General features: G+C 70.2%; 22 protein-coding genes. 11 read left to right on the top strand and 11 right to left on the bottom strand.

Features of this window, described 5'->3' with window-relative positions; translation table 11 throughout:
- Positions 1-9 precede the first annotated feature (9 nt).
- The 3 genes from ACFHW1_RS02790 to xseA form a co-directional block, all read right to left on the bottom strand.
- Positions 10-1,992, bottom strand: a complete 1,983-nt coding sequence (locus ACFHW1_RS02790; RefSeq protein ID WP_416568508.1) for a carbohydrate-binding protein — start codon at positions 1,990-1,992, stop codon at positions 10-12.
- Between the two features lie 435 nt (positions 1,993-2,427).
- The gene (locus tag ACFHW1_RS02785; RefSeq protein WP_416552367.1) at positions 2,428-2,631 is read right to left on the bottom strand and encodes an exodeoxyribonuclease VII small subunit; all 204 of its coding nucleotides are present in this window, start codon (positions 2,629-2,631) and stop codon (positions 2,428-2,430) included.
- 93 nt (positions 2,632-2,724) lie between these two features.
- Positions 2,725-3,954, bottom strand: a complete 1,230-nt coding sequence (xseA, locus tag ACFHW1_RS02780) for an exodeoxyribonuclease VII large subunit (RefSeq protein ID WP_416552185.1) — start codon at positions 3,952-3,954, stop codon at positions 2,725-2,727.
- Between the two features lie 133 nt (positions 3,955-4,087).
- On the opposite strand from xseA, the gene ACFHW1_RS02775 reads away from it, so the two are divergent.
- Together ACFHW1_RS02775 and ACFHW1_RS02770 are read left to right on the top strand one after the other, a co-directional pair.
- Positions 4,088-5,095, top strand: a complete 1,008-nt coding sequence (locus ACFHW1_RS02775) for a 4-hydroxy-3-methylbut-2-enyl diphosphate reductase (RefSeq protein WP_416552186.1) — start codon at positions 4,088-4,090, stop codon at positions 5,093-5,095.
- Positions 5,096-5,100: 5 nt separating this feature from the next.
- Positions 5,101-5,565 (top strand): hypothetical protein, encoded by a 465-nt coding sequence (locus ACFHW1_RS02770; RefSeq protein ID WP_416552187.1) that lies wholly within the window; start codon positions 5,101-5,103, stop codon positions 5,563-5,565.
- 134 nt (positions 5,566-5,699) lie between these two features.
- Here the strand turns inward: ACFHW1_RS02770 and ACFHW1_RS02765 are convergent, their stop codons facing one another.
- Together ACFHW1_RS02765 and ACFHW1_RS02760 are read right to left on the bottom strand one after the other, a co-directional pair.
- Positions 5,700-8,957 carry a S8 family serine peptidase gene (locus ACFHW1_RS02765; protein WP_416614736.1) on the bottom strand — a complete coding sequence of 1,086 codons (3,258 nt, stop codon included), beginning with the start codon at positions 8,955-8,957 and terminating at the stop codon, positions 5,700-5,702.
- 172 nt (positions 8,958-9,129) lie between these two features.
- The gene (locus ACFHW1_RS02760) at positions 9,130-10,350 is read right to left on the bottom strand and encodes a DNA recombination protein RmuC (protein WP_416614778.1); all 1,221 of its coding nucleotides are present in this window, start codon (positions 10,348-10,350) and stop codon (positions 9,130-9,132) included.
- Positions 10,351-10,438: 88 nt separating this feature from the next.
- Between ACFHW1_RS02760 and ACFHW1_RS02755 the strand changes: the two genes are divergently transcribed.
- Together ACFHW1_RS02755 and ACFHW1_RS02750 are read left to right on the top strand one after the other, a co-directional pair.
- Positions 10,439-11,206 (top strand): hypothetical protein, encoded by a 768-nt coding sequence (locus ACFHW1_RS02755; RefSeq protein WP_416552189.1) that lies wholly within the window; start codon positions 10,439-10,441, stop codon positions 11,204-11,206.
- A 60-nt stretch (positions 11,207-11,266) separates the two neighbouring features.
- Positions 11,267-11,884, top strand: coding sequence for a hypothetical protein (locus ACFHW1_RS02750; protein WP_416568505.1), 618 nt, complete (start codon positions 11,267-11,269; stop codon positions 11,882-11,884).
- A 59-nt stretch (positions 11,885-11,943) separates the two neighbouring features.
- Here the strand turns inward: ACFHW1_RS02750 and ACFHW1_RS02745 are convergent, their stop codons facing one another.
- Positions 11,944-12,696, bottom strand: a complete 753-nt coding sequence (locus ACFHW1_RS02745) for an SGNH/GDSL hydrolase family protein (protein ID WP_416614734.1) — start codon at positions 12,694-12,696, stop codon at positions 11,944-11,946.
- A 361-nt stretch (positions 12,697-13,057) separates the two neighbouring features.
- Here ACFHW1_RS02745 and ACFHW1_RS02740 point away from each other — a divergent pair, with 361 nt between their 5' ends.
- Positions 13,058-15,694 (top strand): IPT/TIG domain-containing protein, encoded by a 2,637-nt coding sequence (locus ACFHW1_RS02740; protein WP_416614732.1) that lies wholly within the window; start codon positions 13,058-13,060, stop codon positions 15,692-15,694.
- A 141-nt stretch (positions 15,695-15,835) separates the two neighbouring features.
- Positions 15,836-16,663: a class I SAM-dependent methyltransferase gene (locus ACFHW1_RS02735; RefSeq protein WP_416614730.1), complete on the top strand. Its 828-nt coding sequence runs from the start codon at positions 15,836-15,838 to the stop codon at positions 16,661-16,663.
- Here the strand turns inward: ACFHW1_RS02735 and ACFHW1_RS02730 are convergent.
- Genes ACFHW1_RS02730 through ACFHW1_RS02710 form a run of 5 tightly spaced genes read right to left on the bottom strand, consistent with a single transcriptional unit; the run spans position 16,656 to position 23,702 of the window.
- On the bottom strand, positions 16,656-18,632 hold the full coding sequence (locus tag ACFHW1_RS02730; protein WP_416614729.1) for an ABC transporter ATP-binding protein: 1,977 nt from the start codon (positions 18,630-18,632) through the stop codon (positions 16,656-16,658). The genes ACFHW1_RS02735 and ACFHW1_RS02730 overlap by 8 nt on opposite strands.
- The gene (locus tag ACFHW1_RS02725) at positions 18,629-20,413 is read right to left on the bottom strand and encodes an ABC transporter ATP-binding protein (RefSeq protein WP_416614727.1); all 1,785 of its coding nucleotides are present in this window, start codon (positions 20,411-20,413) and stop codon (positions 18,629-18,631) included. Before ACFHW1_RS02725 ends, ACFHW1_RS02730 begins: the two co-directional genes overlap by 4 nt.
- A 30-nt stretch (positions 20,414-20,443) precedes the next feature.
- Positions 20,444-20,944 (bottom strand): methylated-DNA--[protein]-cysteine S-methyltransferase, encoded by a 501-nt coding sequence (locus tag ACFHW1_RS02720; protein ID WP_416614725.1) that lies wholly within the window; start codon positions 20,942-20,944, stop codon positions 20,444-20,446.
- A gap of 27 nt (positions 20,945-20,971) precedes the next feature.
- Positions 20,972-22,432, bottom strand: a complete 1,461-nt coding sequence (locus tag ACFHW1_RS02715) for an AlkA N-terminal domain-containing protein (RefSeq protein ID WP_416552197.1) — start codon at positions 22,430-22,432, stop codon at positions 20,972-20,974.
- A gap of 55 nt (positions 22,433-22,487) precedes the next feature.
- Complete coding sequence (locus ACFHW1_RS02710) at positions 22,488-23,702, bottom strand: MFS transporter (RefSeq protein WP_416552198.1); 1,215 nt, start codon at positions 23,700-23,702, stop codon at positions 22,488-22,490.
- A 335-nt stretch (positions 23,703-24,037) separates the two neighbouring features.
- Here ACFHW1_RS02710 and ACFHW1_RS02705 point away from each other — a divergent pair, with 335 nt between their 5' ends.
- The 5 genes from ACFHW1_RS02705 to ACFHW1_RS02685 all read left to right on the top strand — a co-directional run bounded on the left by ACFHW1_RS02705 (position 24,038) and on the right by ACFHW1_RS02685 (position 26,960).
- Positions 24,038-24,508 (top strand): hypothetical protein, encoded by a 471-nt coding sequence (locus ACFHW1_RS02705; RefSeq protein WP_416552199.1) that lies wholly within the window; start codon positions 24,038-24,040, stop codon positions 24,506-24,508.
- Between the two features lie 83 nt (positions 24,509-24,591).
- On the top strand, positions 24,592-25,098 hold the full coding sequence (locus tag ACFHW1_RS02700; RefSeq protein ID WP_416552200.1) for a hypothetical protein: 507 nt from the start codon (positions 24,592-24,594) through the stop codon (positions 25,096-25,098).
- 33 nt (positions 25,099-25,131) lie between these two features.
- Entirely contained in the window at positions 25,132-26,217 is a 1,086-nt protein-coding gene (ychF, locus tag ACFHW1_RS02695; RefSeq protein WP_416552201.1) for a redox-regulated ATPase YchF, read from the top strand.
- Between the two features lie 111 nt (positions 26,218-26,328).
- Entirely contained in the window at positions 26,329-26,568 is a 240-nt protein-coding gene (locus ACFHW1_RS02690; RefSeq protein WP_123605371.1) for a hypothetical protein, read from the top strand.
- Positions 26,565-26,960, top strand: a complete 396-nt coding sequence (locus ACFHW1_RS02685; protein WP_282233986.1) for a PIN domain-containing protein — start codon at positions 26,565-26,567, stop codon at positions 26,958-26,960. The genes ACFHW1_RS02690 and ACFHW1_RS02685 overlap by 4 nt, the downstream gene beginning before the upstream one ends.
- Positions 26,961-26,996 lie beyond the last annotated feature (36 nt).

The following is a 26,996-nucleotide window of genomic DNA, read 5'->3' as shown; positions in this document are numbered from 1 at the left end:
TACGTCTCGTCAGGCGTACGTCTCGAACTCGGCGATCTGCGGCGTGCCGGAGGCGCCGGTGATCTCGAAGCTGATCTTGCGCAGCGTGGTCGAGGAGAAGTTGATCACGCCGGCACCGCTGCCGGAGGCGAGGGTGGCACCGGTCTCGTGGTCGTACAGCCGCCACGAACCGATGGCACCTGCGGCACCCGACGCCTCCCGGATGTTGACCGAGGAGACGGTGGTGTCAGCGTCCCACTTGATCGAGATTCGACCGGTGGTGCCGCTCGGCGACCAGTAGGTGCCCATGTCGCCGTCCCGTACGTCGCCGTAACTGGTGCCGCTGCCCTTGCTCGAGCCGTCCGATCCGGCGCCGATGCTCAGGTTGGTGCCACCGGGCTGGGTCGGGGTCGAGGTCGGCTGCGGCGCCGTCGGGCTCGGGGTCGGGCTGGGGCCGGTGCCACCGGAGACCTGCAGGTAGTCGATGTTGCTCAGGCCCTCACCGGTGGCGGCCACCAGCCGAATCGTATTGGTGCCGCTGTTGAGCCCAACGGAGACCGAGACGTTCGAGTAGCTGGTCCACCCGCCGGTCGGGTTGAACGCGACCCCTTGTTGCACGGTCGAGCCGTTGACGACCAGGTTCGCCGGCCGGTTGCCCGAGCCACCGTTGGCGTGCCGGATAGTCAGGTTCGTCGTGCCGCCACTGGAGCTGACCAGGAACTGCGACGCCGCACCCGAGGTGTTCTCCGTGTTGCAGTACCCGCTGCCGGAGTAGCCGGAGTGCTCCGACTCGATCTCACCGTCACACGAGGCCGGCGAGTACTCCGCCTCGTAGCGTCCGTCCGGGCCGGGCGTCGGAGGCACGGTCGGCGTGGGGCTCGGCGGGTTCGACGGCGGCGGCGAGGTCGGCGAGCAGCTGCCGTCCGAGACGCGGTTGCCCTTGTTGGCGCCGGAGATCTGCCGGAGCATGTTCGGCACGCAGCTGGCTCCGTCGAGTGTGTAGGAGTACGGGATGCTCACGCTCGTGTTCGAGGTGGGGTTGGGGCCGGCCGGCTGGTTGTCGCCGCTGCGGCTGGACCAGTCGATGTTGTCGTAGATGTTGCCGCTGACCTGCCAGTAGCCGGCCTCGCTGGTGTAGAACGTGCCCAGGACGTCGTTCGAGTCCTGGAAGTAGTTGTTCTCCACCTTGGCGCGTCCGCCGGCTCGCGAGTTGATGCCGGACTTCTCGATGTCCGTGTAGTGGTTGTTGTAGATGTGTGCGATGCCACCACGCAGCAGCGGAGTACGGGAGTCGATGTTTTCGTACACGTTGTGGTGGAACGTCACGTATCCGTTGGACGTGTCGCTCTCGCTGGAGCCGATCAGACCACCGCGGCCGGAGTTGCGCAGGATGCTGTACGACAGGGTGACGTACTGCGTGTTGTTCTTCATGTCGAACAGGCCGTCGTAGCCCTCCGACTCGCCGCCCGAGGCTTCCAGCGTCACGTGGTCGACCCAGACGTTGCGGACGTCGGCCTCCATGCCGATGGCGTCACCACCGTTTGAGGTCGGCGAGCCCGACTTCTTCACGTTGCGGACGGTGACGTTCTGGATGATGATGTTGCTCGCCTCGCGGATGTGGATGCCGAGCTGGTCGAAGACCGCGCCGCTGCCCACCCCGATGATCGAGACGTTGCTGATCTGCTTGAGCTCGATCTTGTCGTCGGCGGTGTTGCAGCTGTCGCCCGACACCTTGCTGGTGTTGCCGTGGTTGATCGTCCCCTGGACCTCGATGATGATCGGGGTGCTGCTGCTGGAACGGTTGCACAGCGCGGAGTGGATGCCGGTGCCGGAGCTGACCCGCACCGTCTGGCCGCCCGCCCCGCCGGTGGTCCCACCGTTACGAGTGGCGAACCCGGTGGCGCTGCCGGTCGCCGCCGAGGCCTGGGGAATCGCCAGGGCCACGCCGACCGTTCCGGCTACGGCTGTGATGGCCAGTCCTGCGAGAAGTCGCAGTCCGACTGGTCGTCTCATAGTCTCGTCTCGCCTTCGTCTTGGAGTTGCTGATGGATCGTCTCGACTGCTGGAGGACGCGTGCCGTCCGGCGCAACCGGTACGGCACTGGTCGCAGCCCGTGGTCAACCCGCCGGTGGCGCCGATGTGACCGTTGCCCGGCCGTCAGATGACGGCCATCGGCCATCGATGGCGGCAGCCGGGGCGGGGACGCCTCGACCCAGGTGCGGTGTTCTTGGTGATGTGGACGAGTCGGCGGCTCATCGGGCCCCGGACGCGTGGCCGTCAGCGCTGAGGGCGCGAGGTCACCCGGACCGTCCTCACGTCCCCGCCGCCGGTGTGCTGCAGCACACCTTGCCCTAACTTCGGAAAGCGCTTTCCCCGAAGGATAGGTCGACGTCCATCAACTTGCAAGATCCTAGCCGGATTGTGGCTAAATGCCGTCTTGGGGCACCCTCAGCCGGTGGCTCGGGCGCCGCGGGCGGCGTCGAGTCGCTGACGGGCCCCGTCCAGCCAGCGCTGACAGGCGGCCGCCAACTGTTCGCCGCGCTCCCACAGCGCCAGTGACTCCTCCAAGGTGGTGCCGCCGGACTCCAGTCGCTCCACCACCGAGGCCAGCTCGGCGCGGGCCTGCTCGTAGCTCAGCGAGTCCGCCGCCAGCGGCCCGCCCGCCGGCTCGGTCGCCGGAACCTTCGTTGACGCGGTCGCCGTGCCGCGGTCAGCTGCCTTCTTCGTGGTCACCTGATGCCTCACTCACTCGGGTCTGGCGGCGACGGCCGGCAGCTCACCGCCGGCCAGTCGCAGCCGCAGCGGATCGCCGGCGGCGACGTCGTCGGGGGAGCGGACCACCGCGCCGACGGCGTCCTGCACGATCGCGTACCCCCGGTCGAGGGTCGCGGCCGGTGACAGCGCGCGCAGCCGGGCCAGGGTGTGCCCCAGCTCGGCGGTGCCGGCGGACAGCCGGTGCGCCAGGCAGCGGGTGGCCCGGTCTCGCAACACGTCGACCTCGTCGGCCCGCCCGTCCAGCAGCGCCTGCGGGCGGGCCAGCACCGGCCGGGACCGGACCATCTCCAGCCGGTGCGTCTCCCGGTCGATCAGGCCGGTCACCGCCCGGTCCAGCCGGTGCCGGGCCAGAGCGATCAGCCGCAGCTCCTCGGCCAGATCGGGCACCAGCCGTTTGCCCGCGTCGGTCGGCGTGGACGCCCGTACGTCGGCCACGTAGTCGAGCAGCGGCGCGTCGGTCTCGTGACCGACGGCGCTGACCACCGGGGTACGGCAGCCGAACACCGCCCGGCACAGCGCCTCGTCGGAGAACGGCAGCAGATCCTCGACGCTGCCGCCGCCCCGGGCGATGACGATCACGTCGATCGACGGATCGGCGTCGAGCACCGCCAGCGCGTCGAGCATCTGCGGCACCGCGCCGGACCCCTGCACCGCCACGTTGACCACCCGGAAGTCGACCGCCGGCCAGCGTCGGCGGGCGTTGGTCAGCACGTCCCGTTCGGCCGCCGACGCCCGGCCGGTGATCAGCCCGATCCGCTTCGGCAGGAACGGCGGGCGGCGCTTGCGGGCCCGGTCGAACAATCCCTCGGCGGCCAGCAGCTTCTTCAGCTTTTCCAGCCGGGCCAGCAGCTCACCGAGGCCGACCTGGCGGATCTCGTCGGCGCGCAGGCTGAGCGTGCCCCGGGCCGGATAGAACTCCGGCTTGGCGCGCAGCACCACCCGGGCTCCGTCGGTCAGCTCCGGCGCGCCGAGGTCGAGCACGTCACGGTTGGTGGTGACGGTCAGGCTGAGATCGGCCGACGGGTCACGCAGGGTCAGGAACACGGTGGTCGCGCCGGGCCGCCGGCTGATTTGCGCGACCTGCCCGTCGACCCACACCCAGCCGAGCCGGCCGATCCAGGCGCTGATCTTCTGGCTGACCACCCGAACCGGCCACGGCTCGTCCGCGCTGCTGCGCGGCGTCGTGTCGGTGTCGGTCACCCGGCAAGGGTACGGGCGGGCGGTGACACCATCGCCGCTCGCCCCGCCGGTCGGCGAATGCCGGTCGGCCCCCGTCCGGTCCCGCCGGTCGGCCACGCTGCCGTCGTGGTCGACGGCACGTAGACTCGGCCGGGTGAGCGAGCCTGACGCGAAACCGGTCCACCGCAAGCGGGTGCTGCTGGCCAACCCCCGTGGCTACTGTGCTGGCGTCGACCGCGCGGTGCAGACCGTGGAGGAGGCGCTGAGGCTGTACGGCGCCCCGGTCTACGTACGCAAGCAGATCGTGCACAACAAGCATGTGGTCTCGACCCTGGAGGCCAAGGGCGCGATCTTTGTCGAGGAGAACGAGGAGGTCCCGCGCGGCTCGACCGTGGTCTTCTCGGCACACGGCGTCGCCCCCGAGGTGCACCGGCAGGCGAAGGCCCGGTCGTTGAAGGCGATCGACGCCACCTGCCCGCTGGTGACCAAGGTCCACCAGGAGGCCCGCCGGTACGCCGCGCAGGACTACGACATCCTGCTGATCGGCCACGAGGGCCACGAGGAGGTGGTCGGCACCTCCGGCGAGGCCCCGGCGCACATCCAGCTGGTCGACGGCCCGGACGACGCCGACAAGATCACCGTACGGGACCCGGAGAAGGTGGTCTGGCTGTCGCAGACCACCTTGTCGGTCGACGAGACCATGGAGACGGTCGCCCGTCTCAAGCGACGGCTGCCGATGCTGCAGTCGCCGCCGACTGACGACATCTGCTACGCAACCCAGAACCGCCAGCAGGTGGTCAAGCAGATCGGGGCCGAGTGCGACGTGGTGCTGGTGGTGGGTTCCCGTAACTCGTCCAACTCGGTGCGGCTGGTCGAGGTGGCGATCGACGCCGGGGCCCGCGCCGGCTACCTGATCGACTTCGCCCACGAGATCGACGACGCCTGGCTGGCCGACGCGACCACCGTCGGGCTGACCTCCGGTGCCAGCGTTCCCGACGAACTGGTGCACCAGGTGGTCGACCACCTCGCCGCACGGGGTTTCACCGACGTCGAGCAGGTCACCACGGTCGAGGAGACGATCACCTTCTCGCTGCCGTCGGAGCTGCGTCGGGACATGAAGGCAGCCGCAGCGGGAACGGGCGTCCCGGCCACCGCGTCCTAGCCGGTATGAGAGTCACTCGGATCGGCGTACCCCTGTTGCTGACCTGCCTGGCGCTGCCGGCGTGCGGCACCGGTGAACCCATGACCGAGCCCGACCCCGACCCGGTGCCGACCGTGACGGTCGCGCCGTCCACGCCGCCGGCAGCCGAATCACCGAGCGGAGGTGCCACGGTGAGCACAGCACCGCAGACCCCCGGACCGCCTGAAGACCTGCCCACCTCGGTGCGAGGGGGCACCCCGGGAGCGGGAAAGTCGACCGGGTCGTCGCGGCCGATGACCCTGACCGGCGCCGTCGAGGCCGGGGTGGAGCACGACTGCTACCTGCTCGACGGCTATCTGCTGGTCGGCGGCTCGCGTGACCTGATCCGTCCGGGTGCCCGGCTGAGCGTCACCGGTCACGTCCAGGCCGACCTGATGACCACCTGCCAGCAGGGCACCCCGTTCATGGTGCAGCGGGTCGAGCCCGCCTGACCGGCGGCGCGACCACCGACCCTGACCTGCGCCGAGCGGCGCCCTGGTGCCTGCGTCGGTGCCCGTAGGACACAGCGAGGGGCCCACCCCGACTCGGGGTGGGCCCCTCTACCGTCGTACGGCCGAGCCGAAGGTCAGCTCACCGAGCTGACCGAGACCCCGCCGCGGCCGACGACCGCACCCTGTTCGGTGACGACGAGCATCTCACCGAACAGCTCCCGGCCCGCCTCCGGAGTGGCGTCCACCGTGACGCTGCCGCTGAGCGTGGCGCTGGCGCCGTTGGCCAGCTCCGTCGAGCCCGACTCGACCGAGATGGCGCCCAAACCGGTCGAGTAGAACACGTCCAGGTAGTCGTACTCGGTGCTGCCGGCCGGCACCGAGTACCCGTCGACCTCGATGTCGTAGACACCGGGTGCCGGGTTGTCGATCGTCACGGCCTCTTCGGAGTCGCCGTCGGCGGTGTAGTCGATCAGCGAACCGTTCCGGTAGACGAACAGGTCCAGGTCGGCGCTGAGATCGCTGGTGTTGCCGATCTTCGCGAACAACCGGGTTGCCCCGGCCGGGACCGTCACCTGGAAGGTCTGCACCTCCAGGTCGGCGATCGTCGGTCGGTCGCTGTTCGCCGAGCCGAGCGAGCCGCCCTGCCCGGAGACCGTGACCGGGCCGAAGGTGTTCTCCACCGTCCAGCTGAGCGGAGTTGGCTCACCGAGGGTGATGTCCTCAAGCACCGTGTTGGCCGGGTCGACAGTGACGCCCTGCACCTGGGCGGTCAGTTCAAACGGGTTCTGCAGCATCGGCGAGGTCCGCCGCGACTCCACCTCGATCTCCCAGACCCCCGGCAGCGGGTTCTGGTAGTCCCGCTCCTCCGGCTTGCACAGGCTCGGGTCGGAGAAGTTGGTGTAGCAGCGCAGACTGCTGGAGCTCTCCAGCGGTACGCCGTACGGGTCGATCGCGATGAACCGGGTCTGCGATCCGTCCGCGATGCCCGACAGGCTGACCTGCAGCGCCGTCGCACCTTCGGGCACCGTGACGAAGAACGACGTGTACGCGTTACGCGTCACCTTGCCGGAGGTGTTGAACTCGTACTCCGGGCTGGTCATCGCGGTCGATGCCACCACCGTGTTCATGATCTCGAAGTCGACCGTGGCGGTGAACGGGTTGTCCACCCGGAGGATGGCGCTGTGCACACCGGCGTCCGGCGTGGCCCGCACGTTGAACGTGACGGCCTCGTTCAGCGGCAGCACCACCTGGCCGGGGGCGGCGAAGGTGCCGTCGTTGCCGACCCACTTGAGCTTGTGCAGCAGGTCGACGTCCGGGCCGCTGGTCCGGGTGATGGTGACCGGGTAGGACTTGAACTGGCCCGGCCGGTGACCACCGGCGTCGGCGGCGCACCGGTTGTGGACGCCGGTGCCCTCGTGCGGGGTGGCCAGGTACTCCGAGATCGGCGTGCAGACCGGGGCGCTGACGTCGTAGCCGTTGACCTCGATACCCTCGCGCAGCAGCTTCCAGGTGTCGGCCACGTGCAGCATGCCGTTGCCCTGCTCGTGGGCGGAGGCACCGTTGATCCAGCGGGCACCGCTGTACAGCGCCCGACGCAGCTGCATCGGGGTGACGTCGAGGTCCTTGGCCTTGACGCCCGACATCAGCAGGGCAACCGCGCCGGTGGCCTGCGGGGCGGCCATCGACGTGCCGTTGTACATGGCGTAGCCGGGCGGCAGCGGGTAGCCGGCCTCAGGGACCGGGCCGCCCTCCTCCCAGCCGGCGACGGTGGAGATGGCCGCGCCGGGGGCGCTGATGCTCGGCTTGAACCCGCCGTCCTCACGCGGACCGCGCGACGAGAACGGGAACAGCGAGTTGCGGGTGCGTACCTCGGAGCCGTAGTTGGCCAGCCAGGTGTCCCGGCTCACGCTCGCGGCAACACTAACCACGCTGGACGCCACCGACGGGTCACCGATGGTGTTGGTGCCCGGGCCGGAGTTGCCGGCCGAGATGAACATCTGCACGCCGTACACGTCGATCAGAATGTTGTACAGCTCCGCGCGGGCGTTGTTGCCGTCGTTGAGCGCCGGCAGACCACCGATCGACATGTTGATGATGTCGACGCCCCGGTTGATGACCAGGTCGATCATGCCGTCGGTCAACGCGGCGGCGGTGCAGCCGCCAGCGAAGGTGCAGGCCCGCGAGGAGACCAGCTTGGCGCCGGGCGCGGCGCCGTCGAAGTTCTCGTTGCCCAGCATGTCGTTGGCGGCCACGATGCCCGCCACGTGGGTGCCGTGCGACGACGAGATCAGGCCGATGTTGACGTAGTCGATCAGGCCGGGACCACCGACCGGAGTGGTGTCGACGTCGGTACGGAACTCGACGACGAACGGCACCTGCTCGGCAATCGGGGTCGCCGGGTCGTCCGTGCCGAAATGCCCGATGTCGAAGTTCTCCTGGTACGGACGCATCACCGGCTCGTCGGTGAAGTCGAAGTCCTGGTCGACGTCGACCCGTACGTCGTTGGTGGCCGGGTCGTACAGCACGCCGAATCGGTCGCTGGTGTCGCCGTCGCGGTTGACGTCACCGTCGGCCGCCCCGCCGGCGGTGATCGACTCCGAGAACAGGTTGATCATGTAGTCGCCGGCCGGCGCGGACCAGCTGACCCCGGCGTAGCTGAAGCTCGGGCCGCTCACACCGGTGAGCATCGGCCGCCAGGTGCCGTCGTTCTCGTACAGTGGGTCGATCGGGGTGACCCAGTCGATGACCTTCCGCTCCCCGGTGGTGGTGGTCTGCAGCGCGGGGTGGTCCAGGTCGATCCCGGAGTCCATGATACCGACGACGACGTTGCGGCCGTCCCAGCGCGGGTGGCTCTTCTTGAATGAGACCGCGCCGGTTTCGCTGGTCGGCATGTAGGGGTTGACCGCGCCGGTGTCCGGCCCCGGGCCGGTGGTCGCGCTCGCCACGGAGGAAGCCGCCGCCATGCTCTCCGGCACCGGGTCCGGCATCGGGATCGTCTCGTTGAGGTCGACTGCCGAGACCCCGGGCAGTTTCGACGCCGCGACGACGTTCTTGACCGGCACGCGGGCCCGGACGTAGCCGACCTCATCGACCTGGTTGCCGATCACGCCGCCGAGCTTCTTCAGCTCGGCCGCGACCTTCGGTGCCTGGCCCTGCTCGGTGGCGACCAGCAAGGTGACGCTCTGCTCGCTCTTCGCCTCCGCCTCGGCGAGCAGGTCGAGATCGTGCGACCCCAACGTATCGGTAGGGGTGTCCTTCAGTACGTCGGCTTTGGTCGACGGGTTGGCGCTCGCGGTGGACGCACCACCCGCCAGCGTCACGGCACCGGCCACCATGACGGATGCCAGGAGCGCGGCAGAGGTTCGCCGTCTCCAGATGCGGGGTTTACTCACGTTCTCTTCCTCCGGAAGAACTGGGCCCTGTGGTGCAGGGCACGTGTGACCGCATCCTTTGTGTTCCGGTGGATCGCTGTCACTACCTAGCCAAGCGTTGTGACCAGCCCGTGACATGCACTTCCCTGAATGGGTGGCGTGGTCGTAGTGAAATGCCTGCAATGAGTAGTGTCTATTCGGGGTTTTCCCAGCTCAACCCGGTCCACTCGGGACGTGTCCGATGCGCCCGGTCATCGCCGACCGACGGCGATTCCAGCTCCGGCGCCTGCACCTGACGCGGCGCCACTTCGACCTGTGGCGGGGGCGTCAGTTCGGTGTCGGAAACCCCGAGATCGGCGAGTTTTCGTGCACTGACCAGGACCCGCCCCTCCAACGATCCCACCGCCCGGTTGTACGCGGTGACCGCACCTCCCAGCGCGTTACCCAACTTGGTGACGTGCTCGCCCAGCGTGGCCAGCCGCCCGTACAGATCACGGGCCAGTCGGTGCACGGCCACCGCGTTACGGGCCAGCGCCTCCTGCCGCCACGAGTACGCCACGGTGCGCAGCAACGCCACCAGCGTCGCCGGGGTGGCCAGTACGATGTCCCGGCTGAACGCGTGCTCCAGCAGAGCCGGGTCGCGCTGCAACGCGGCGTCCAGGAACGAATCGGCCGGCACGAACAGCACCACGAACTCCGGCGTCTGATCAAACGCGGACCAGTACTGTTTCGCAGCGAGTGCGTCCACATGGGTCCGCAGCTGCCGGGCGTGACTGTCCAGGTGCTGGTCCCGGCTGCGCTCCTCGCGGGCCTCCATTGCAGACAGATAGCCGTCGAACGGCGCCTTGGCGTCGACCACCACGCTGCGTCCGCCGTGCAGCCGTACCACGAGGTCCGGGCGGACCGTCTGTTGCTCGGTCCGCGCTGTCACCTGCTCGGCGAAGTCGCAGTGCTCCAGCATCCCGGCCGCCTCGACGATGCGCCGCAGCTGGTGCTCACCCCACCTGCCACGTACCTGGGGCGCGCGCAGCGCCGCGACCAGTTGTTTGGTCTCGGTACGCAGTTCAGCGGAGACTCCACCCATCGCCCGGACCTGCTCGCGCAGCTCGGCATACGCGTCGACCCGGTCATGCTCCAGCTCGGCCACCCGCTGCTCGTAGCGGCGCAGCGCGTCGTGCAGCGGTGCCACCGCACGCGCCACCGCCTCCTGCGACTGGGCGGTCGCCTCGTACGACAGCGCCCGCATCGACTGCTCCAACCGGCCCTCGCCGTCGCGGGTGGCGCGCAGCGTCGCGTCCAGCCGGGCGATCTCGGCCGCCGACCGGGCCCGGGCGGCCAGCCAGCCGAGCGCCGCGCCGCAACCGAGACAGACGACCACCACCACTACCGTCGCGACATCCACGCCGGAAAGCATGTCAAACAGGTACGCCGCCCGCCCGCCGGCGCCCGGCACCGTCCGTCGTTGTGGCTGGTGGTGGATCAGGGCGGCTACCGTCGTAGCCATGGAACTTCTTCTGCTCCTGGTCTTGGTGGCGTTGTTCGCCGGCGGCCTGCTGTGGTGGCGGGGGGAAAGCGCCGCCCGCAAGGAGCGGGCGCTGGCCGACGCCCGGGCCGAGGCACAGCGCTGGTACGAGCGGCTCGGCGGCCAGGTGATGAACCTGCACGGCGACCAGCCGGCGGTCCGGCAGTCGCTGCTCGACGCCGGCGAGCGCTATACCGCGGCCGGGTCACAGCTGGAGCAGGCCCGCAGCGTCAAGCAGTTCGAGCTGGCCCGGGAGACCGCCCTGGAGGGCCTGGCCTACGTCCGGGCGGCCCGGGTGGCGCTCGGCATCGACCCCGGCCCCGAGCTGCCCCCGCTGGCCGCCGCCCGGGGCGCCGGGCAGCTCACCAAGGAACGTGAGGTCGACGTCCAGGGGCAAACCTTCCGGGCCGGGCCCAACCCGGGCCCGCAGACGCCGCACTACTACCCGGGCGGCTACCACCAGGGCCGGCCGGTGCCGGCCGGCTGGTACTCCCAACCGCTGTGGAAGCCGGCGCTGGCCGGGGCGGCCGGTGCGATCGGCGGCATGCTGGTCTTCAGCGCGTTGTTCTCTCCGGCGTTCGGCGACCCCGGCTACGACGCCGGGTACGCCGCCGGCTTGGAGGACGGCGGCGGTGACGAGGACTTCACCGGCGGCGAGGACTTCTCCGGTGGCGGCGACTTCGGTGGCGGCGACTTCGGCGGTGGGGATTTCGGCGGTGGGGATTTCGGCGGGTTCGGGGATTTCTGACCTTCGGAAGTAGGGCTACCCGGATGGTCCGCCGACCGGTGAGCGGGCAGGCTCGTCACCGTGGACACCAAGCGACAGATTCAACGCGGCTGGCTCGCCGGTCTCGGCGCGGCGGCTCTGGCCACCGGGGCGGTGACCGCCGCCGCCCAGTCGTCCGGGCGGTTCCACTGGTGGGCCGGGTTCATCCTGCTACCCGGGGCGTTGATCGCCGCCGCCGGTGGCCCGCTACTGGCCCGCGGTGGCGGCCGGGCCTTCGGTGGGTACGTCATCGCCGGCATCGGCGCGATCGTCTTCACCGTGGGTGCGCTGCTCATGCTGGGACTGATGGGTGACGGCTGGCCGTTGCTCGTCGTGCTGTCCTGCCTGGCGGTGGCCGGCACCTACCGCTGGCGTCCGGATCATCCGCTCGCCCGAGGGCTGCACCGCACCGTTGCCCTGCTGGCCGTCACCGGCGCCGGGGTCGGCGTCACCCTCGGACTGATCGTGACCGGTCTGGTCGACTTCGGCGCCACCGGCTGGTGGGGCGGTTTCATGATGCTCGCTGCCGCCGTGGTGTTCGCCAACGCACTCGAACTCGGCCGGCACCGGATGCCGTACCGGCTGCAGGCGGTGACGCTGCTCGCCGGGCCGTCGGTGGTGGCCTTCCTGCTCGGCCTGCGCTTCCTGCGTGGCTGGTGACGGCAAGCGGCGGTGACCATCAGCCGGCGAACGGATCCGAGGGAACGGATCCGACACGGTCAGCCGGCCTGGACCGGCACCCAGTCGGCGTACTTCGCGGTCCGCCCGTCACCGGACGAGCGGCCGCGCAGCCGGCGGTGTACCCAGGGCACCACGAACTCCCGGTAGTAGCGGGCCTCGGCGAGCAGGCCGCGTCGGCCGACCGGTGCCGGGTCGACCACGTGCGCCTCGGTCGGGTGGCCCAGCCCGTCCAGCACCAGGCTGGCGACTCGGCGGTGGCCGGCCGAGTTGAGGTGCAGGCGGTCGGGTGACCAGTACTGTTCGCGGCGGATCTCCATGTCGCCGAACACGTCGATGAAGTCGAGGCCGTGCCGGGCGGCGAGTTCGGCGGTGGCTGCGGTCAGCGCCAGCCCGCGTCGCCGCATCGTTGCGCCGAACGGCAGCCGGGCGCTCGGGTCGCCGCCGCTGAGCAGCACCAGCCGTACGCCGGCGTCGGCGCAGCGGCGTACCGCGCCCTCGGTCAGCGCGACCAACCGGCTCAGGTCCGTGCCGGCGCGCATCATGTCGTTGCCGCCGCCGTTGAGTGTGATCATCGTCGGGAGTGGGGACAGCGACAACGCCCGGTCGAGCTGCTCGGTGACTATCGGTTCCAGCAGCCGTCCCCGGATCGCCAGGTTGGCGTACTGCACAGGGCCGCCGTTCGCGGCGGCGAGGCCGGCGGCGACCAGATCAGCCCAGCCGCGTACGGCGCCGTCCGGTAGTTCGTCGCCGAGCCCTTCGGTGAAACTGTCCCCGATCGCCACATACCGCACCCGCGACCTCCCCGTCCCGCATGACCAGCGGCACCAAGTTACCTCCCGGTACCGACTGGTGCTGTGACGCGGATCCCGCTCTGACGGTTGGCGGGCAGTGCTTCCTGGCCGGGCAGCCCGTCCGGGGCCAGTTGAGTGAGCTTAGGGGATCAACCTGTGGGCACGTCCGACGAACGGCGGAAGTGGATCCGTTCAGCGGACGCCGTCCCGTCTGGCCGGCCACGCCGCGTCGGACATGGGTGTCGTGTGAGCTGGACCTCTGGTAGTTTTGCACGACTTGCCCTATTTGTTGTCGTTCTCGTTTGTGACGGATGGGCACACCGGCCTGTCCGGCTCACGCAGAAGACGAGACGGGGGAAAAGTGCAGTCAACGTTGAAACGGGTGGCCAGCGTCTCGCTGGCCGCGCTACTTGGCACCGCTGGCGGGTTGGCGGTGACGGCCGCACCCGCCTACGCAGCTCCCGGAGACGCGCATGCGAGGGGGGTGATCGTCGACCTCTCGGCTGAGGTCCTCGGGATTCCGGTGATCGAGGCCAGTGCGGTGATCGGGTCGGTGGACGCCCCACCCGCCGGCGGCACCGACACCGAGACCCTGCTCGACATCACCCTGCCGGGAGCCATCGGCGTCGCCGCCGACGGCACCGTCCTGGAGGTCAGCGCCACCAGGGGCCCGATCTCGTCGTCCGCCTCGTCCTCGGTCGCCGACGTGTCGTTGGACATCCTCGGCGTGAACGTGCTGACCGCATCGGCCGTCGAGGCCGCAGTCAGCTGCCCCTTCGTCGGTCCGCAGACTGCCGACACGACGTTGACCGGGCTTACCGTGTTCGGCCTGGCGGAGGTCCTGATCCCGAACGGGCCGAGCCTTGACGTGAGCGCCGCGGTGACGGTGCCGGGTCTGGTCGGAGCGATGCTCGATGTCTCACTGTCGCGTATCGAGACCGTCACCGCCGACAGCGCGGCGGCGGCCACCATCGTGCTCACCGCCTCACTCTCGGGTCTGCTCCTCGGGTTCCCGGTGGTCATCCCGGTCGGTGAAGTCATCATCGCCGAGGCCACCTGTGAACGTCCGGCCGCACCGGCGCCGCCGACTGCGTCGTCGATTGATCCGGATTCTGGTCCGCAGTCTGGTGGTCAGACGGTGACGATCACTGGTTCGGGTTTTGTGCCGGGTGACACGGCGGTGACGTTTGACGGGTTGCCGGCCACTGATGTGGTGGTGGATCCGTCGGGTACGTCGTTGACGGCGGTGACTCCGGCGCATGCGCCTGGTGTGGTGGATGTGGTGGTGACCACTGATGGTGGTTCGACTGATCCGTTGGCGTACACGTATCTGGCTGATGGTTCGGATGCGGTGGTGACGGGTCTGGATCCTGATTTCGGGCCGACGTCTGGTGGTACCACGGTGACGATTACTGGTTCGGGTTTCGCTGGGGCGACCGGTGTCACGTTTGATGGCGTGGCGGGTACGGGGTTCGCGGTGAATCCGGCTGGTACGGAGATCACGGTGGTGACTCCGCCGGGTGCTGCTGGTCCGGCTGATGTGGTGTTGGTGTTCCCGGCTGGTACTGCGGATGCGGGGATCTTCACCTATGTGCCGCCGACGATTGATTCGGTGGTTCCGGATTCGGGTCCGAACACGGGTGGTACCACGGTGACGGTCACGGGTTCCGGGTTCACCGGGGCGACTGATGTGACGTTCGGTGGTGTGCCGGGGACTGATCTGGTGGTGGATCCGTCGGGTACGTCGTTGACGGTGGTGACGCCGCCGGGGCCGGTGGGTCCGGTTGATGTGGTGGTGGTGTTGCCGGGTGATGACGCGGTCGCTCCCGACGGCTTCACTTATGTGGTCGCGCCGCCGACTGCGTCGTCGATTGATCCGGATTCTGGTCCGCAGTCTGGTGGTCAGACGGTGACGATCACTGGTTCGGGTTTTGTGCCGGGTGACACGGCGGTGACGTTTGACGGGTTGCCGGCCACTGATGTGGTGGTGGATCCGTCGGGTACGTCGTTGACGGCGGTGACTCCGGCGCATGCGCCTGGTGTGGTGGATGTGGTGGTGACCACTGATGGTGGTTCGACTGATCCGTTGGCGTACACGTATCTGGCTGATGGTTCGGATGCGGTGGTGACGGGTCTGGATCCTGATTTCGGGCCGACGTCTGGTGGTACCACGGTGACGATTACTGGTTCGGGTTTCGCTGGGGCGACCGGTGTCACGTTTGATGGCGTGGCGGGTACGGGGTTCGCGGTGAATCCGGCTGGTACGGAGATCACGGTGGTGACTCCGCCGGGTGCTGCTGGTCCGGCTGATGTGGTGTTGGTGTTCCCGGCTGGTACTGCGGATGCGGGGATCTTCACCTATGTGCCGCCGACGATTGATTCGGTGGTTCCGGATTCGGGTCCGAACACGGGTGGTACCACGGTGACGGTCACGGGTTCCGGGTTCACCGGGGCGACTGATGTGACGTTCGGTGGTGTGCCGGGGACTGATCTGGTGGTGGATCCGTCGGGTACGTCGTTGACGGTGGTGACGCCGCCGGGGCCGGTGGGTCCGGTTGATGTGGTGGTGGTGTTGCCGGGTGATGACGCGGTCGCTCCCGACGGCTTCACCTACTCGGGTGGCCCGGCACCGGTGATCGACTCGGTCGACCCTGGACAGGGACCGGCCAACGGCGGGACCACAGTGGTCGTCGGAGGCAGCGGCTTCATCCCGGGCCAGACGACCGTGACGATCTGCGGCAAGACGATTCCAGCGAACAAGGTCACGGTCAACAGTTCCGGGACCTCGCTGACCTTCGTCACTCCGCCGTGCGACGTCAAGCACACAACCATCACGGTGACGACACCGAACGGCACCTCGAACGAGATCGCGTTCCGGTACGTGGGGCTGCCGGTCACCGGCAGCGCGACCACGAACCTGATCACCAGCGGCGGTGCGCTCGTGGTGCTGGGAATCTCGTTGCTCCTGCTCACCCGCCGTCGGGCGAACAGGGCGTGACACGTAACAACTGAGAAAGCGGGTGGCCCCGGGAGCGCATGAGCGACCGGGGCCACCCGCCGTTACCAGACTCACCGGGCCGGAGCCCGACCGGACGATAACGGGGTGCCAGCGGCGTCGGATCATGCGATGGTCGGCGGCATGACCGACTATCTGGCGCTCAACCGGGCCAGCTGGGACGAGCGCGCGCCGGCACACGCCGCATCGCCGGACTACCGGGTGGCGCAGCTGATCGCCGACCCGGCGCTGCTCAGTGAGGTGGTGCGCTTCGACCTGCCGAGGCTCGGCGACCTGACCGGCGTACGCGGGGTGCATCTGCAGTGCCACATCGGCACCGACACGCTGTCGCTGGCCCGGCTGGGCGCGACCATGACCGGCCTGGACCTTTCCGGCGCGTCCCTGGCCGAGGCCCGGCGGATCGCCGCAGCCGCACAGACCCCGATCGAGTACGTCGAAGCCGATGTCTACCGCGCCGTGGAGGTGCTCGGCGCGGGCGGGTTCGACCTCGTCTTCACCGGGATCGGTGCGCTCTGCTGGCTGCCGAGCGTGACCCGATGGGCGGAGACGGTGGCCGCACTGCTGCGGCCGGGCGGCCGGCTGTTCCTGCGGGAGGGGCACCCGGCGCTGTGGGCGGTCGACGAGACCCGCCCGGACGGCCTGCTCGTGCTCGACCTGCCGTACTTCGAGACGGACCGGCCGCTGGTGTGGAACGAGGACGGCACGTACGTCGACACCGAGGTCAGCTTCACCCACAACCTGACCCACGCGTGGAACCATGGCATCGGGGAGATCTTCACCGCGCTCACCGGCGTCGGGATGCAGGTGACGATGCTGGTCGAGCACGACAGCGTGCCGTGGAACGCGTTGCCCGGCCGGATGGCCAAGGGCGATGACGGCGAGTGGCGGTTGACCGAACGACCGGAGCGGTTCCCACTCAGCTACACCCTGCAGGCGGTCCGGCTCAGCTGAGGCTGTCGCGCCACTGGTGGTGCAGCACGGCGTACCGACCGCCGTCGGCGATCAGGTCGGCAGGCCGGCCGTCCTCGACGATCCGGCCGTCGTCGAGGACCAGCACCCGGTCGGCGATCTGCACCGTCGACAGCCGATGCGCGATGACCAGCGCAGTGCGCCCGTGGCCGGTCGGCCAGCGGTTGGCCACCGGCCCGTCGCCGTTGCGGCCACCGCAGTTCTGGCTATCGTCGTTCTGGCCGCCGTTGAGCATGGTCTGCAACGCCCGCTGCACCAGGCGCTCGGTCGGCACGTCCAGCGACGAGGTCGCCTCGTCGAGGATCAGCACCGCCGGGTCGGCCAGCACCGCCCGGGCGAAGGCGACCAACTGCCGTTGCCCGGCGGACAGCCGCCCGCCGCGCCGGTGCACGTCGGTGGCGTACCCGTCGGGAAGTCCGGAGATGAACTCGTGCGCGCCGATCGCCCGCGCCGCGGCCTCCACCTCGGCGTCGGTGGCGTCCGGGCGGCCGAACCGGATGTTGTCCGCGACGCTGCCGGCAAAGAGGTGGTTCTCCTGCGTAACCATGATCACGTTTCGCCGCAGGTCGCGGCCGGCGATCTCACGCAGGTCGACGCCGTCGAGGGTGACCGACCCGCTGACCGGATCGTAGAGCCGGGCCACCAGCTTGGCGATCGTCGACTTGCCGGCCCCGGTGGCCCCGACCAGCGCGACCGTCTGCCCGGCCGGGATCCGCAGGGTCAGCTCGGGCAGCACCAGACGGTCCGGCCGGTAGCCGAACGAGACGGCATGCAGCCGCACCGCGCCGCGTACCGGCTGCGGCAGCGGACGCGGCCGCACCGGCTCGGCGACGTCCGGCCGCTCGTCGAGCACGCCGGAGAGCTTCTCCAGCGCCGCGGTCGCCGACTGCAGCGAGTTGTAGAACTGGCTCAGCTCCTGCATCGGCTCGAAGAACCGGCGCAGGTACAGCAGGAACGCGGCGAGTACGCCGATCTCGGTGCGGCCCTGCAGCACCTGCCAACCGCCGAAGGTGAGCACCATCGCGACAGCCACGTTGCCAATGCCCTTGAGGCTCGGTGAGTAGATCGCGATCAGCCGGAACGCGTGCAGGCTGGCCCGCTGGAAGCCGGTGTTGACCTCGGCGAAGATCTCCTGGTTGCGGGGCTCGCGCCGGAACGCGTGCACGGCCCGGACCCCGCCGAGCGACTCCACGAAGTGGACGATCAGCAGCGCCACGGTCTCCCGGGTACGCCGGTAGGCGACGGTGGAGGCGCGGGCGAACCAGATCGACATCCACACCAGGAACGGGAACGCCAGCAGGGTCACCAGGGCCAGCGGCAGGTCCAGCCAGAGCAGGATCGCCGCCACCGAGATCACCGACAGCCCGGCGAGCACCAGGTCGTCGATGCCGCCGTTGACCAGCTCGGAGATCGAGTCCATGTCACTGGTCAGCCGGGCAACCACCCGGCCGGAGGTGTAACGCTCGTGGAAACTGACCGACAGGTTGAGGAAGTGCCGGTACACCCGCTGACGCAGGTCGAGCAGGATCGCCTGACCGACCCGGGCAGACAGGATCAGGAAGCTGCGCTTGCCGACGTACTCGGCGACGGTGGCGACCGCGAAGGCGACGGCGATCGCGGTCAGCGGCCCCGCGTCACCGTCGTCGGTCAGCGGCGGGATGGCCCGGTCGATACCCAGCATCACGAGGTACGGACCGGCCATCGCGGCGGCGTTCTGCAGTAGCAGCAGGCCGACCGCCACCGCGATCATCCGCCGGTGCGGCCGGGTCAGCGAGCCGAGCAGCGCCCGGCTGCGGGCCCGGACCCGGGCGTTGTCGACCGGGTCGCCGTCGGCTCCGCTGCTGGCCTCGTCCGCCGCCCGGTCGGAGACCCCGCGCCCGTCCGGCTGAGCGTAGTCGGACCTGCTCGCGTCACGGTCCGCGGTGCTGCCGGCATCGTCGGTCCGGCTCACCGCGACCTGACCAGGCCGGGTCCGTCGGCGGAGAGTACGGCCCGGTAGGCGGGCACGGTGGCGAGCAGTTCGGTGTGGGTGCCGACGGCCGCGATCCGGCCCGCGTCCAGCAGCGCCACCCGGTCGGCCAGCGCGACCGTGGACGGCCGGTGCACCACCAGTAGCGCGGTGGTGCCGACCAGCACCCGGCGCAGCGCCTGCTCCACCAGCGCCTCGGTGTGCACGTCCAGGGCGGACAGCGGGTCGTCGAGCACCAGCACCCGGGGCCGGACCAGCACCGCCCGGGCCAGCGCCAGCCGCTGCCGCTGCCCGCCGGACAGCGACAGCCCCTGCTCGCCGATCCGGGTATGCAACCCCCAGGGCAGGTCGTGGACGAAGTCGGCCTGCGCCAACCGGACGGCGGCGTGCACCTCGGCGTCGGTGGCGTCCGGCCGGCCGAGGGTCAGGTTTTCCCGAACCGACATCGAGAACAACGTGGGATCTTCGAACGCCACGCCGACGCACCGGCGCAGCTCGTCGAGGCGCAGGTCGCGCAGGTCATGACCGTCCAGGGTGATCCGTCCGCCGGTGACGTCGTACAGTCGCGGCACCAGCGACACCAGGCTGGTCTTGCCGCTGCCGGTCAGGCCGGCGATGGCCAGCGTCTCACCCGGCCGTACGGTGAGGTCGACGCCGCGCAGCACCGGCTCCGGCGTCCCCGGATAGCCGAAGGTGACGTTGTCGAAACCCAACTCACCGCGGACCTCACCGACCCGGATCCGGACGGCGTCCGGTCGGTCGACGATCGACGGCGAGGTGTCCAGCACCTCCTGAATCCGGTCGGCGGCGGTCATCGCCTCCTGGGCGTGCGAGATGATCCAGCCCAGCGACTTGATCGGCCAGATCAGCATCAGTTGCAGGGTGACGAAGGCGACCAGTTGACCGATGGTGAGCTGCTGGTCGGCGACGGCGCCGGCCCCGGCGACCAGCACGACCGCGAGGCTCGCGTTCGGCACCAGGTCGTAGCGGGCCGACGCGTGGGCGAGCAGCCGGCCCTTGCCGACCGCGGTGTCGTGCAGCTCGCGGGCCAGGTCGGTGAAGCGCGCGGTGAGGTACGGCCCGCGCCCGAACGAGATGATGGTCCGCAGCCCTTGCGCGGACTCCTCGACCAGGGTGGCCAGGTCACCCTGCTGGTCCTGCATCCGTCGGGACACCCGCAGATAGGCGCGGGTGAACTGGCGGCTGAACAGGTAGAGCGGTACGGCGCTGGCCGCCACCACCAGTCCCAACGGCCAGTACAGGTGCAGCAGCAACGCCACCACGGTCAGGTAGGTCGCCGAGTTGAGGATCAGGAACAGCAGACCGAAGGAGAGGAAGCGTCGGATAACCGACAGATCGCTGATCGCCCGGGACAACAACTGCCCGGACTGCCACTGGTCATGGAAGGTGACCGGGAGCCGCTGCAGGTGGGTGTAGATGTCGTCGCGGATGGTGCCTTCCATCCCGATCGACGAGGCACTCTGTGCCCACCGCCGGATGAAGATTAGCACCGCCTCGACGACGCCGAGCAGCAGGGCGAGTCCACCGAGGAGCAGCAGACCGGCGGGATCACCGGCGGCCACCGGGCCGTCCACCACCTCGGCGATGACCAGCGGGATGGCGATGCCGGCTCCGGTCGCCGCCGCAGCGGCCGCCAGCAGCCAACCGAGTTGACCGAGGTACGGGCGCAGGTAGCGGCGCAGCCGCCAGAGATTGTGGACGGCGCGCCGCCGGGGCGGAGATCGGTCGGGTACGGCGTCCACACCACGACGGTAGCCGGTGCCGGCACCGGTTCACCGCCCCGCGAAGGTCACCTGCGATTCATGGTGGAGCAGCCACTTCTTGATCGGCAGACCCCACCGGTAGCCGCCCAGCGTGCCGTCGCCGCGCAGCACCCGGTGACAGGGGACCACCAGCGCGACCGCGTTGCGGGCGCAGGCGCCGGCCGCCGCCCGGACCGCTGCTGGACGGCCGGAGCGCAGGGCGAACGCCGTATAGCTGACCGGCTCGCCGGGCTTCACCTCACGCAGCGCCGACCAGGCGGTGCGCTGGAACGGGCCGCCGTGCTGGCAGACCGTGAGCTGGTCGATCGCGGTCAGCTCACCGGACAGGTAGGACCGTACGGCGCGGGTGACGTCGCCGAGGCCGGCCCGGCGGCGCACCGGCCCGCGCAGGTCGGGGTGGACCAGGTCGAGCAGGTCGTCCGGGTCGGCGGTGAACCCGGCGGCCCGTAGCGCCCCGTCCGGGTCGGTGATCAGCGTCAGCGGCCCGACCGCCGTGGCGACGGTACTCATGTCCAATGTCGAACGTTTTGTCATGTGTCACTCCGGTGTCGATTTCGATGGCGTGGCGGACCGCCACAGCCGCAGGTTGGCGTACGACCGCCAGGGCCGCCAGCGGTCCGCGTGGGCGGTCAGGTCGGTGGGGGCGGCGGGCAGGCCCAGCGCCGCCGCGCCGCGCCGTACTCCCAGGTCGGTGCCGAGCAGCACGTCCGGGTCGCCGAGCGCCCGCATCGCCACGTACCCGGCGGTCCACGGGCCGATGCCGGGCAGTGCGGTGAGCCGGTGCGACAGCTCGACCCGGTCGCTGCCCGGGTCGAGTCCGATGCCGCCGTCGGTGACGCCGGCGGCCAGCGCGCGCAGCGTGCCGCGCCGGGCAGCCGGCATCGCGAAGGCGTCGTCGGGCAGGGCGAGCAGGTCAGCCGGGCCCGGGAACGGCGCCAGGCCGTCCGCAGGCGGGGCTGTTCGCGACCCGGTCGCCGTGCAGAGGCGGGCCAGCACCCGGCGGGCGGCGGACACCGAGATCTGCTGCCCGACCACGGCCCGTACCGCCAGCTCGAAGCCGTCCACCGCGCCCGGCACCCGGACCCCGGGCTCGGCGGCGACGGCAGCGGCCAACGCCGGATCGGCGCCCAGCACGGCGTCCACCGCCGCCGGATCGGCGTCCAGGTCGAACAGTCGGCGGCAGCGGGACACCGCCGGTGCCAGATCGCGCAGGTCGCCGAGGTGCAACGCGGCGGCAAGGAAGCCGTCGTGCGGGGTGAGCGCCACCGTGCCGGCACCGTACGGCAGCCGCAGCGCACGCCGGTATCCGCCGCCGTCGGCGGACTCCACGCCGGGCACCGCCCGGTCGGCCAGGAATCCGAGTACGGCATCGACCGCCATCGGCTGACGGAAGGCCAGCCGTACGGTGATCACCCCGGCCCGGTCGGGCGCACCGGGCCGTACCCGGCCGCGCAGCGTCGACGGCGGACCGCCGTACACCGTCCGGAACGTGTCATTGAACTGCCGGACGCTGCCGAAACCGGCCGCGAACGCGATCTCGGCGACGGTCAGGGCGGTCCGCTCCACCAGGATGCGGGCCGTCTGCGCACGCTGTGCTCTGGCCAACGCCAGCGGGCCGGCCCCCACCTGCTCGGTCAGCACCCGGGTGAGATGCCGTTCGGTGTAGCCGAGGCGGCGGGCCAGCCCTGGCACGCCGTCGCGGTCCACCACCCCGTCGCTGATCAACCGCATCGCCCGGCCGACCAGGTCGGCGCGGCGGTCCCAGTCGGGCGAGCCAGGGGTGGCGTCGGGGTGGCAGCGTCGGCAGGCGCGCAGCCCGGCCTGTTGCGCGGCGGCCGCCGACGCAAAGAACCGGACGTTGTCCCGCTTCGGGGTGACCGCCGGGCAGGACGGCCGGCAGTAGATGCCGGTCGACGTCACGCCGGTGTAGAACCAGCCGTCGAAACGCTGGTCGCGGCTGTCCAGCACCCGGTAGCACCGCTCGAAGTCGAGCTCCATGGGTCGATCCTGCCCGCTTGCGGGCCCGGTCGGCTGGCGGGAATCGGACCTGCAGTCACGAGCCCGGGCGGGCCGCACCGGCCGGGCCGGCCGGCCGGGTCGCGCCGGCGGCCAGCAGGCCGATCGCCAACGCCCCGACCACCACCAGCAGCGATCGCAGGATGCCGACCTGCTCGGCCAGGAAACCGATCAGCGGCGGACCGGCCAGGAACGAGGTGTAGCCGATCGAACTGACCACCGACACCCGTACCGCCGCCCGGTCGGCCTCGTCGGCGGCCGCGCTCATCCCGACCGGGAAGCCGAGCGACGCCCCCGCGCCCCACAGCAGCGCCCCGAGCAGCGCCAGCGGCAGCGTCGGCCCGAACACCACCAGGGCCAGGCCGACCAGGGCCAGCACCGCCGTCGCCCGCAGCACCGTCACCCGGCCCCAGCGTTGCAACGCCGTGCCGCCGACCATCCGGGCGGCGGTCATCGCCGCGACGAACACCCCGAACGCCACCGCGCCGACCGCGTCACCGACCCGGTAGCCGTCGACCACGGCCAGGGTGAGCCAGTCGTTCGCCACCCCTTCGACGAACGCGAAGGCCAGCACCAGCAGACCGATCAGCAGGGTGCGCGGCTCCCGCCAGGCACGCAGCACCCCGGACCGGGGCGTCGCTGCGCCGGGTACCCGGGCCGGGACCGGCAGGAACATCCGTACGGCTGCGGCGATCGAGGCGATCACCAGCAGCGCGGTGACGGCGAGTTGCCAGTCGACCGGCACCGCGAGCCAGGCACATCCGGCCCCGAGGAGCGCGCCGGTCACCGTACCCAGGCTGAAGCCGGCGTGGAAACGGGGCATCAGCGGGCGGTCGAGCCGGCGCTCGACGTCGGCACCCTCGACGTTCATCGCCACGTCCCAGCTGCTCAACCCGGTGCCGGTCAGCAGCAGCCCGGCACCGGCCAGGGGCGGTGAGACGACCGCCACGCCGACCGCGACGGCGAGCATCCCGACGGTCACGGCCGATGCGCCCAGCAGCACCGTCCGGTGGGATCCGATCGCGTGCACCAGCGGACCGGACAGCGGCAGCGCACTGACCGCGCCCACCGACGTGCACAACAGCAGCAGCCCGAACTGGGCATTGGTCAGATCGAGGGCGTCGCGGATCGCCGGCGTACGGGAGATCCACGACGCGAACGCCAGACCGCTGACCCCGAACGCGATTGCGACCGCGATCCGCGCCCGTTCCACCACCGGCCGCGCCAGCGTCGCCGCCCCGTTCGCCACCACGCCACCCGCTCCCCGCTCGCCCGGACCTTCCCGCTCGCCCGGACCTTCCCGCCCGCCCGGACGTCTGTCCGTCCGGGCGGCAACGGTACGCCGCCCGCAGCGGCTACCGCCCGGTGCTGACGGGGTCTGGCCGCGCTGGGCACCCGGCGCCGTCGCCCTGCGCAGACGGTAGAGCACCCGACACCGGTAGGTAGCATGACGATGCTCACCATCAACTGCTGGCAGCGGCGCTCTCACCATCTGCGTTGGTCGATAGACTCCGTTCGGCGACCTGGCTCCTGGATCGATAGAGTGGCACAGTTTGGTGTACCTCGATAAAGGAGTCGGTAGATATCATGCGTCGCCTACTGGCCAGCGCCGTCCTCGGCTCGGCCCTGATCCTCGGATTCACCGGCTGCGGCACCGAGCCGCCGCCGACGGGCGCGCCGTCGCCGACCGGCGGCAGCACCACCGCCAGCGAGGCCGACATCCTCGCCGCCACCAATGCCGCCTGCAATCAGGCAGTATCGATGAGCAGCGACTTCGCCGCCGGTTTCCAGCGTGACGTCAACCAGTTCGCCGACCCGACGGCCAGCGCGGAGGCGCCGGCGGACGCGAAGGACAACTTCGAGGCGCAGATGCGTGGCTGGTCGGCGACGCTCACCTCGCTGGCCACCGGCCCGGTGTCGGACGAGCTGCGGACGGTGTTGACCGAGAGTACGGCCGCGATCGAGGCCGCCACCGAGATCGGTGAGACTCCACTCAGCGATGAGCAGGTGGCCGCCGTGGTGGCGATCCCGGAGAACTTCCGCGCCGTCTGCGAGTGACGTCCGCGAGGGGCCGGGCGGGGCGGGAGCAGGCGTCCGTTAGCCTGCTCCAGTTTGCTCGCCTCTCAATGGACGGATTTTCAATGCGACGTACCCTGATCACCGCCGCCGCCGCGACGGCGCTCGCGTTCACCCTGGCCGGCTGCGGCGGTGGCGACAGCGATGTCGACCCCACCGCCGGTCAGACGTCACCGCCGGCGGCGACCGCGTCGGCCGACGCGGAGTCGGCCGGCTCCGCCGAGGACGGGGCCGCTGCGGCCACGAAGGAGGCATGTGACACGGCGGTACCGGTCGCCGAGGAGACTGCATCGACCATCGAGGCGTACTTCGCCGAGTTCATCGCCGCAGTGGCCGAGGGCGGTACGGATGCGGAGACCGCCTACGCCGAGTTCCGGGCCAAGTTCACCGACCTCTCGGCAATGCTGGAGTCGCTCGCCGCCGACCCGGTCGACGCTGACGTGCAGCAGGCGTTGACCGAGGCGTCCGAGTTCGCCGCCCAGATCGTCGACCCGGACGACAACACCCCAATGGGACAGGTGGAGGGTCGCCTGGCTGAGCTGGCGGAGAAGCTGAAGACCGCCTGCGCCTGACCCGCCACCGGACGCTGCGTAGACTCGACCGACGTGAGTCTCACCATCGGCATCGTCGGCCTGCCCAACGTCGGCAAGAGCACCCTGTTCAATGCGCTCACCAAGAACGACGTTCTCGCGGCGAACTACCCGTTTGCCACTATCGAGCCGAACGTCGGGGTGGTGGGGCTGCCGGACGGGCGGCTGGGCAGGCTGGCGGAGATCTTCGGCTCGGAGAAGACCATCCCGGCGGCGGTGTCGTTCGTCGACATCGCCGGTCTGGTGCGGGGCGCGTCCAAGGGGCAGGGCCGAGGCAACGCCTTCCTGGCCAACATCCGCGACGCCGCCGCGATCTGCCAGGTCGTGCGGGTCTTCTCCGACCCGAACGTGGTACACGTCGACGGCAAGGTCTCGCCGGGCGACGACATCGCCACGATCAACACCGAGCTGATCCTGGCCGACCTGCAGACCTTGGAGAAGGCGCTGCCCCGGCTGGAGAAGGAAGCCCGGCTGCGCAAGGACCGGGCGGCGATCCACGCCGCCGCGAAGGCCGCCGCCGCGCTGCTCGACGGCGGCACCACGCTGTACGCGGGTGCGTCCGCCGCCGGCATCGACGTTGCCGAGCTGCGCGAGCTGCACCTGCTCACCACCAAGCCGTTCCTGTACGTCTTCAACGTCGACGAGGACGAGCTGGGCAACGCCGAGCTGCTCGCCGAGCTGCGCGCGCTGGTCGCCCCGGCCGAGGCGGTCTTCATGGACGCCAAGATCGAGTCCGAGTTGATCGATCTGCCGGACGACGAGGCGATGGAGCTGCTGGAGTCGACCGGGCAGAGCGAGCCGGGGCTCAACCAGCTGATTCGGGTCGGCTTCCGCACCCTCGGGCTGCAGACGTACCTCACCGCCGGGCCGAAGGAGGCGCGGGCCTGGACCATCCCGGTCGGGGCGACCGCGCCGGAGGCCGCCGGGGTGATCCACTCCGACTTCCAGCGCGGCTTCATCAAGGCCGAGATCGTCTCCTACGACGATCTGGTCGCGGCCGGCACGATGGCGGCGGCCAAGGCGGCCGGCAAGGTCCGGATGGAAGGCAAGGAGTACGTCATGCAGGACGGCGACGTCGTCGAGTTCCGCTTCAACGTCTGATTCCGGCATGCTGGGCACGAGCCGGCGTGTGGCGCGTCCCAAGGTTCGCGGTGTCTGCCAGGGGGTAGCAGCTGTGCCCAGCTCGCGGTAATACCGTGGTATGGTTGCCGGATGGCGAGGACGAGGAAGGTTACGATCACGCTGCCGGTGGAGCTGCTGGAGAGCATGAAGTCGCACACCGACAACGTCTCCGGCTACCTCACCGAGCTGGCCGAGCGGGCTGAGCGGCGAAGGCTTCTCCGGGAGGAGTTGGACCGCTATCAAGCTGAGTCCGGGGCGTTCACCGATCAGGAGATGGCCGAGGCCCAGGCGCTTCTATACGGGACCAGGGAGACGGACCGGGCGGCGTGAGCCTCGAATCGCTTGTGCTCGACTCGCAAGGCTTCTCGGGATGGATCGGCCGGGATCGCATGGTGATGCGACTGCTGGAGCAGGCGGAGCGTGACGGGGCTGATCTGGCCATGTCGGCTGCCACGATCATCGAGGTTTCCCACACCGGCGTGGACACCGCTCGGCTGACCTGGCTGTTGTCCCGCATTCGTGTGGAGGCGGTGACGGAAGAGAGCGCCCGTCGCAGTGCGGGGCTGTTGAAGGCGGCGGGGCTGCACGGGCACAAGTACGCCATCGATGCCATGGTCGCCGAGATGGCGCTACGACTACCCGCGCCGGTCGCGGTCTTGACGTCGGATGTCGACGACATGACCAGGTTGTGCGGGCATCGGGTTCGGGTCATCAGGCTGTAGGCCGGCCCTGCGGCCGTGGCAGAGATGCGTCAGGCA

The sequence above is a fragment of the Micromonospora sp. LOL_014 genome (assembly GCF_048060245.1).
GTDB lineage: Bacteria > Actinomycetota > Actinomycetes > Mycobacteriales > Micromonosporaceae > Micromonospora_E.
This window is presented reverse-complemented; position numbering and strand designations above follow the sequence as displayed.

What these genes read in the sequence shown, in the direction of transcription:
- ACFHW1_RS02790 (WP_416568508.1), bottom strand. Translation starts at nt 1,992, where the DNA reads ATGAGACGACCAGTCGGACTGCGACTTCTCGCAGGACTGGCCATCACA.
- ACFHW1_RS02770 (WP_416552187.1), top strand. Translation starts at nt 5,101, where the DNA reads ATGAGAGTCACTCGGATCGGCGTACCCCTGTTGCTGACCTGCCTGGCG.
- ACFHW1_RS02760 (WP_416614778.1), bottom strand. Translation starts at nt 10,350, where the DNA reads ATGCTTTCCGGCGTGGATGTCGCGACGGTAGTGGTGGTGGTCGTCTGT.
- ACFHW1_RS02755 (WP_416552189.1), top strand. Translation starts at nt 10,439, where the DNA reads ATGGAACTTCTTCTGCTCCTGGTCTTGGTGGCGTTGTTCGCCGGCGGC.
- ACFHW1_RS02735 (WP_416614730.1), top strand. Translation starts at nt 15,836, where the DNA reads ATGACCGACTATCTGGCGCTCAACCGGGCCAGCTGGGACGAGCGCGCG.
- ACFHW1_RS02720 (WP_416614725.1), bottom strand. Translation starts at nt 20,944, where the DNA reads ATGAGTACCGTCGCCACGGCGGTCGGGCCGCTGACGCTGATCACCGAC.
- ACFHW1_RS02715 (WP_416552197.1), bottom strand. Translation starts at nt 22,432, where the DNA reads ATGGAGCTCGACTTCGAGCGGTGCTACCGGGTGCTGGACAGCCGCGAC.
- ACFHW1_RS02705 (WP_416552199.1), top strand. Translation starts at nt 24,038, where the DNA reads ATGCGTCGCCTACTGGCCAGCGCCGTCCTCGGCTCGGCCCTGATCCTC.
- ACFHW1_RS02700 (WP_416552200.1), top strand. Translation starts at nt 24,592, where the DNA reads ATGCGACGTACCCTGATCACCGCCGCCGCCGCGACGGCGCTCGCGTTC.
- ACFHW1_RS02690 (WP_123605371.1), top strand. Translation starts at nt 26,329, where the DNA reads ATGGCGAGGACGAGGAAGGTTACGATCACGCTGCCGGTGGAGCTGCTG.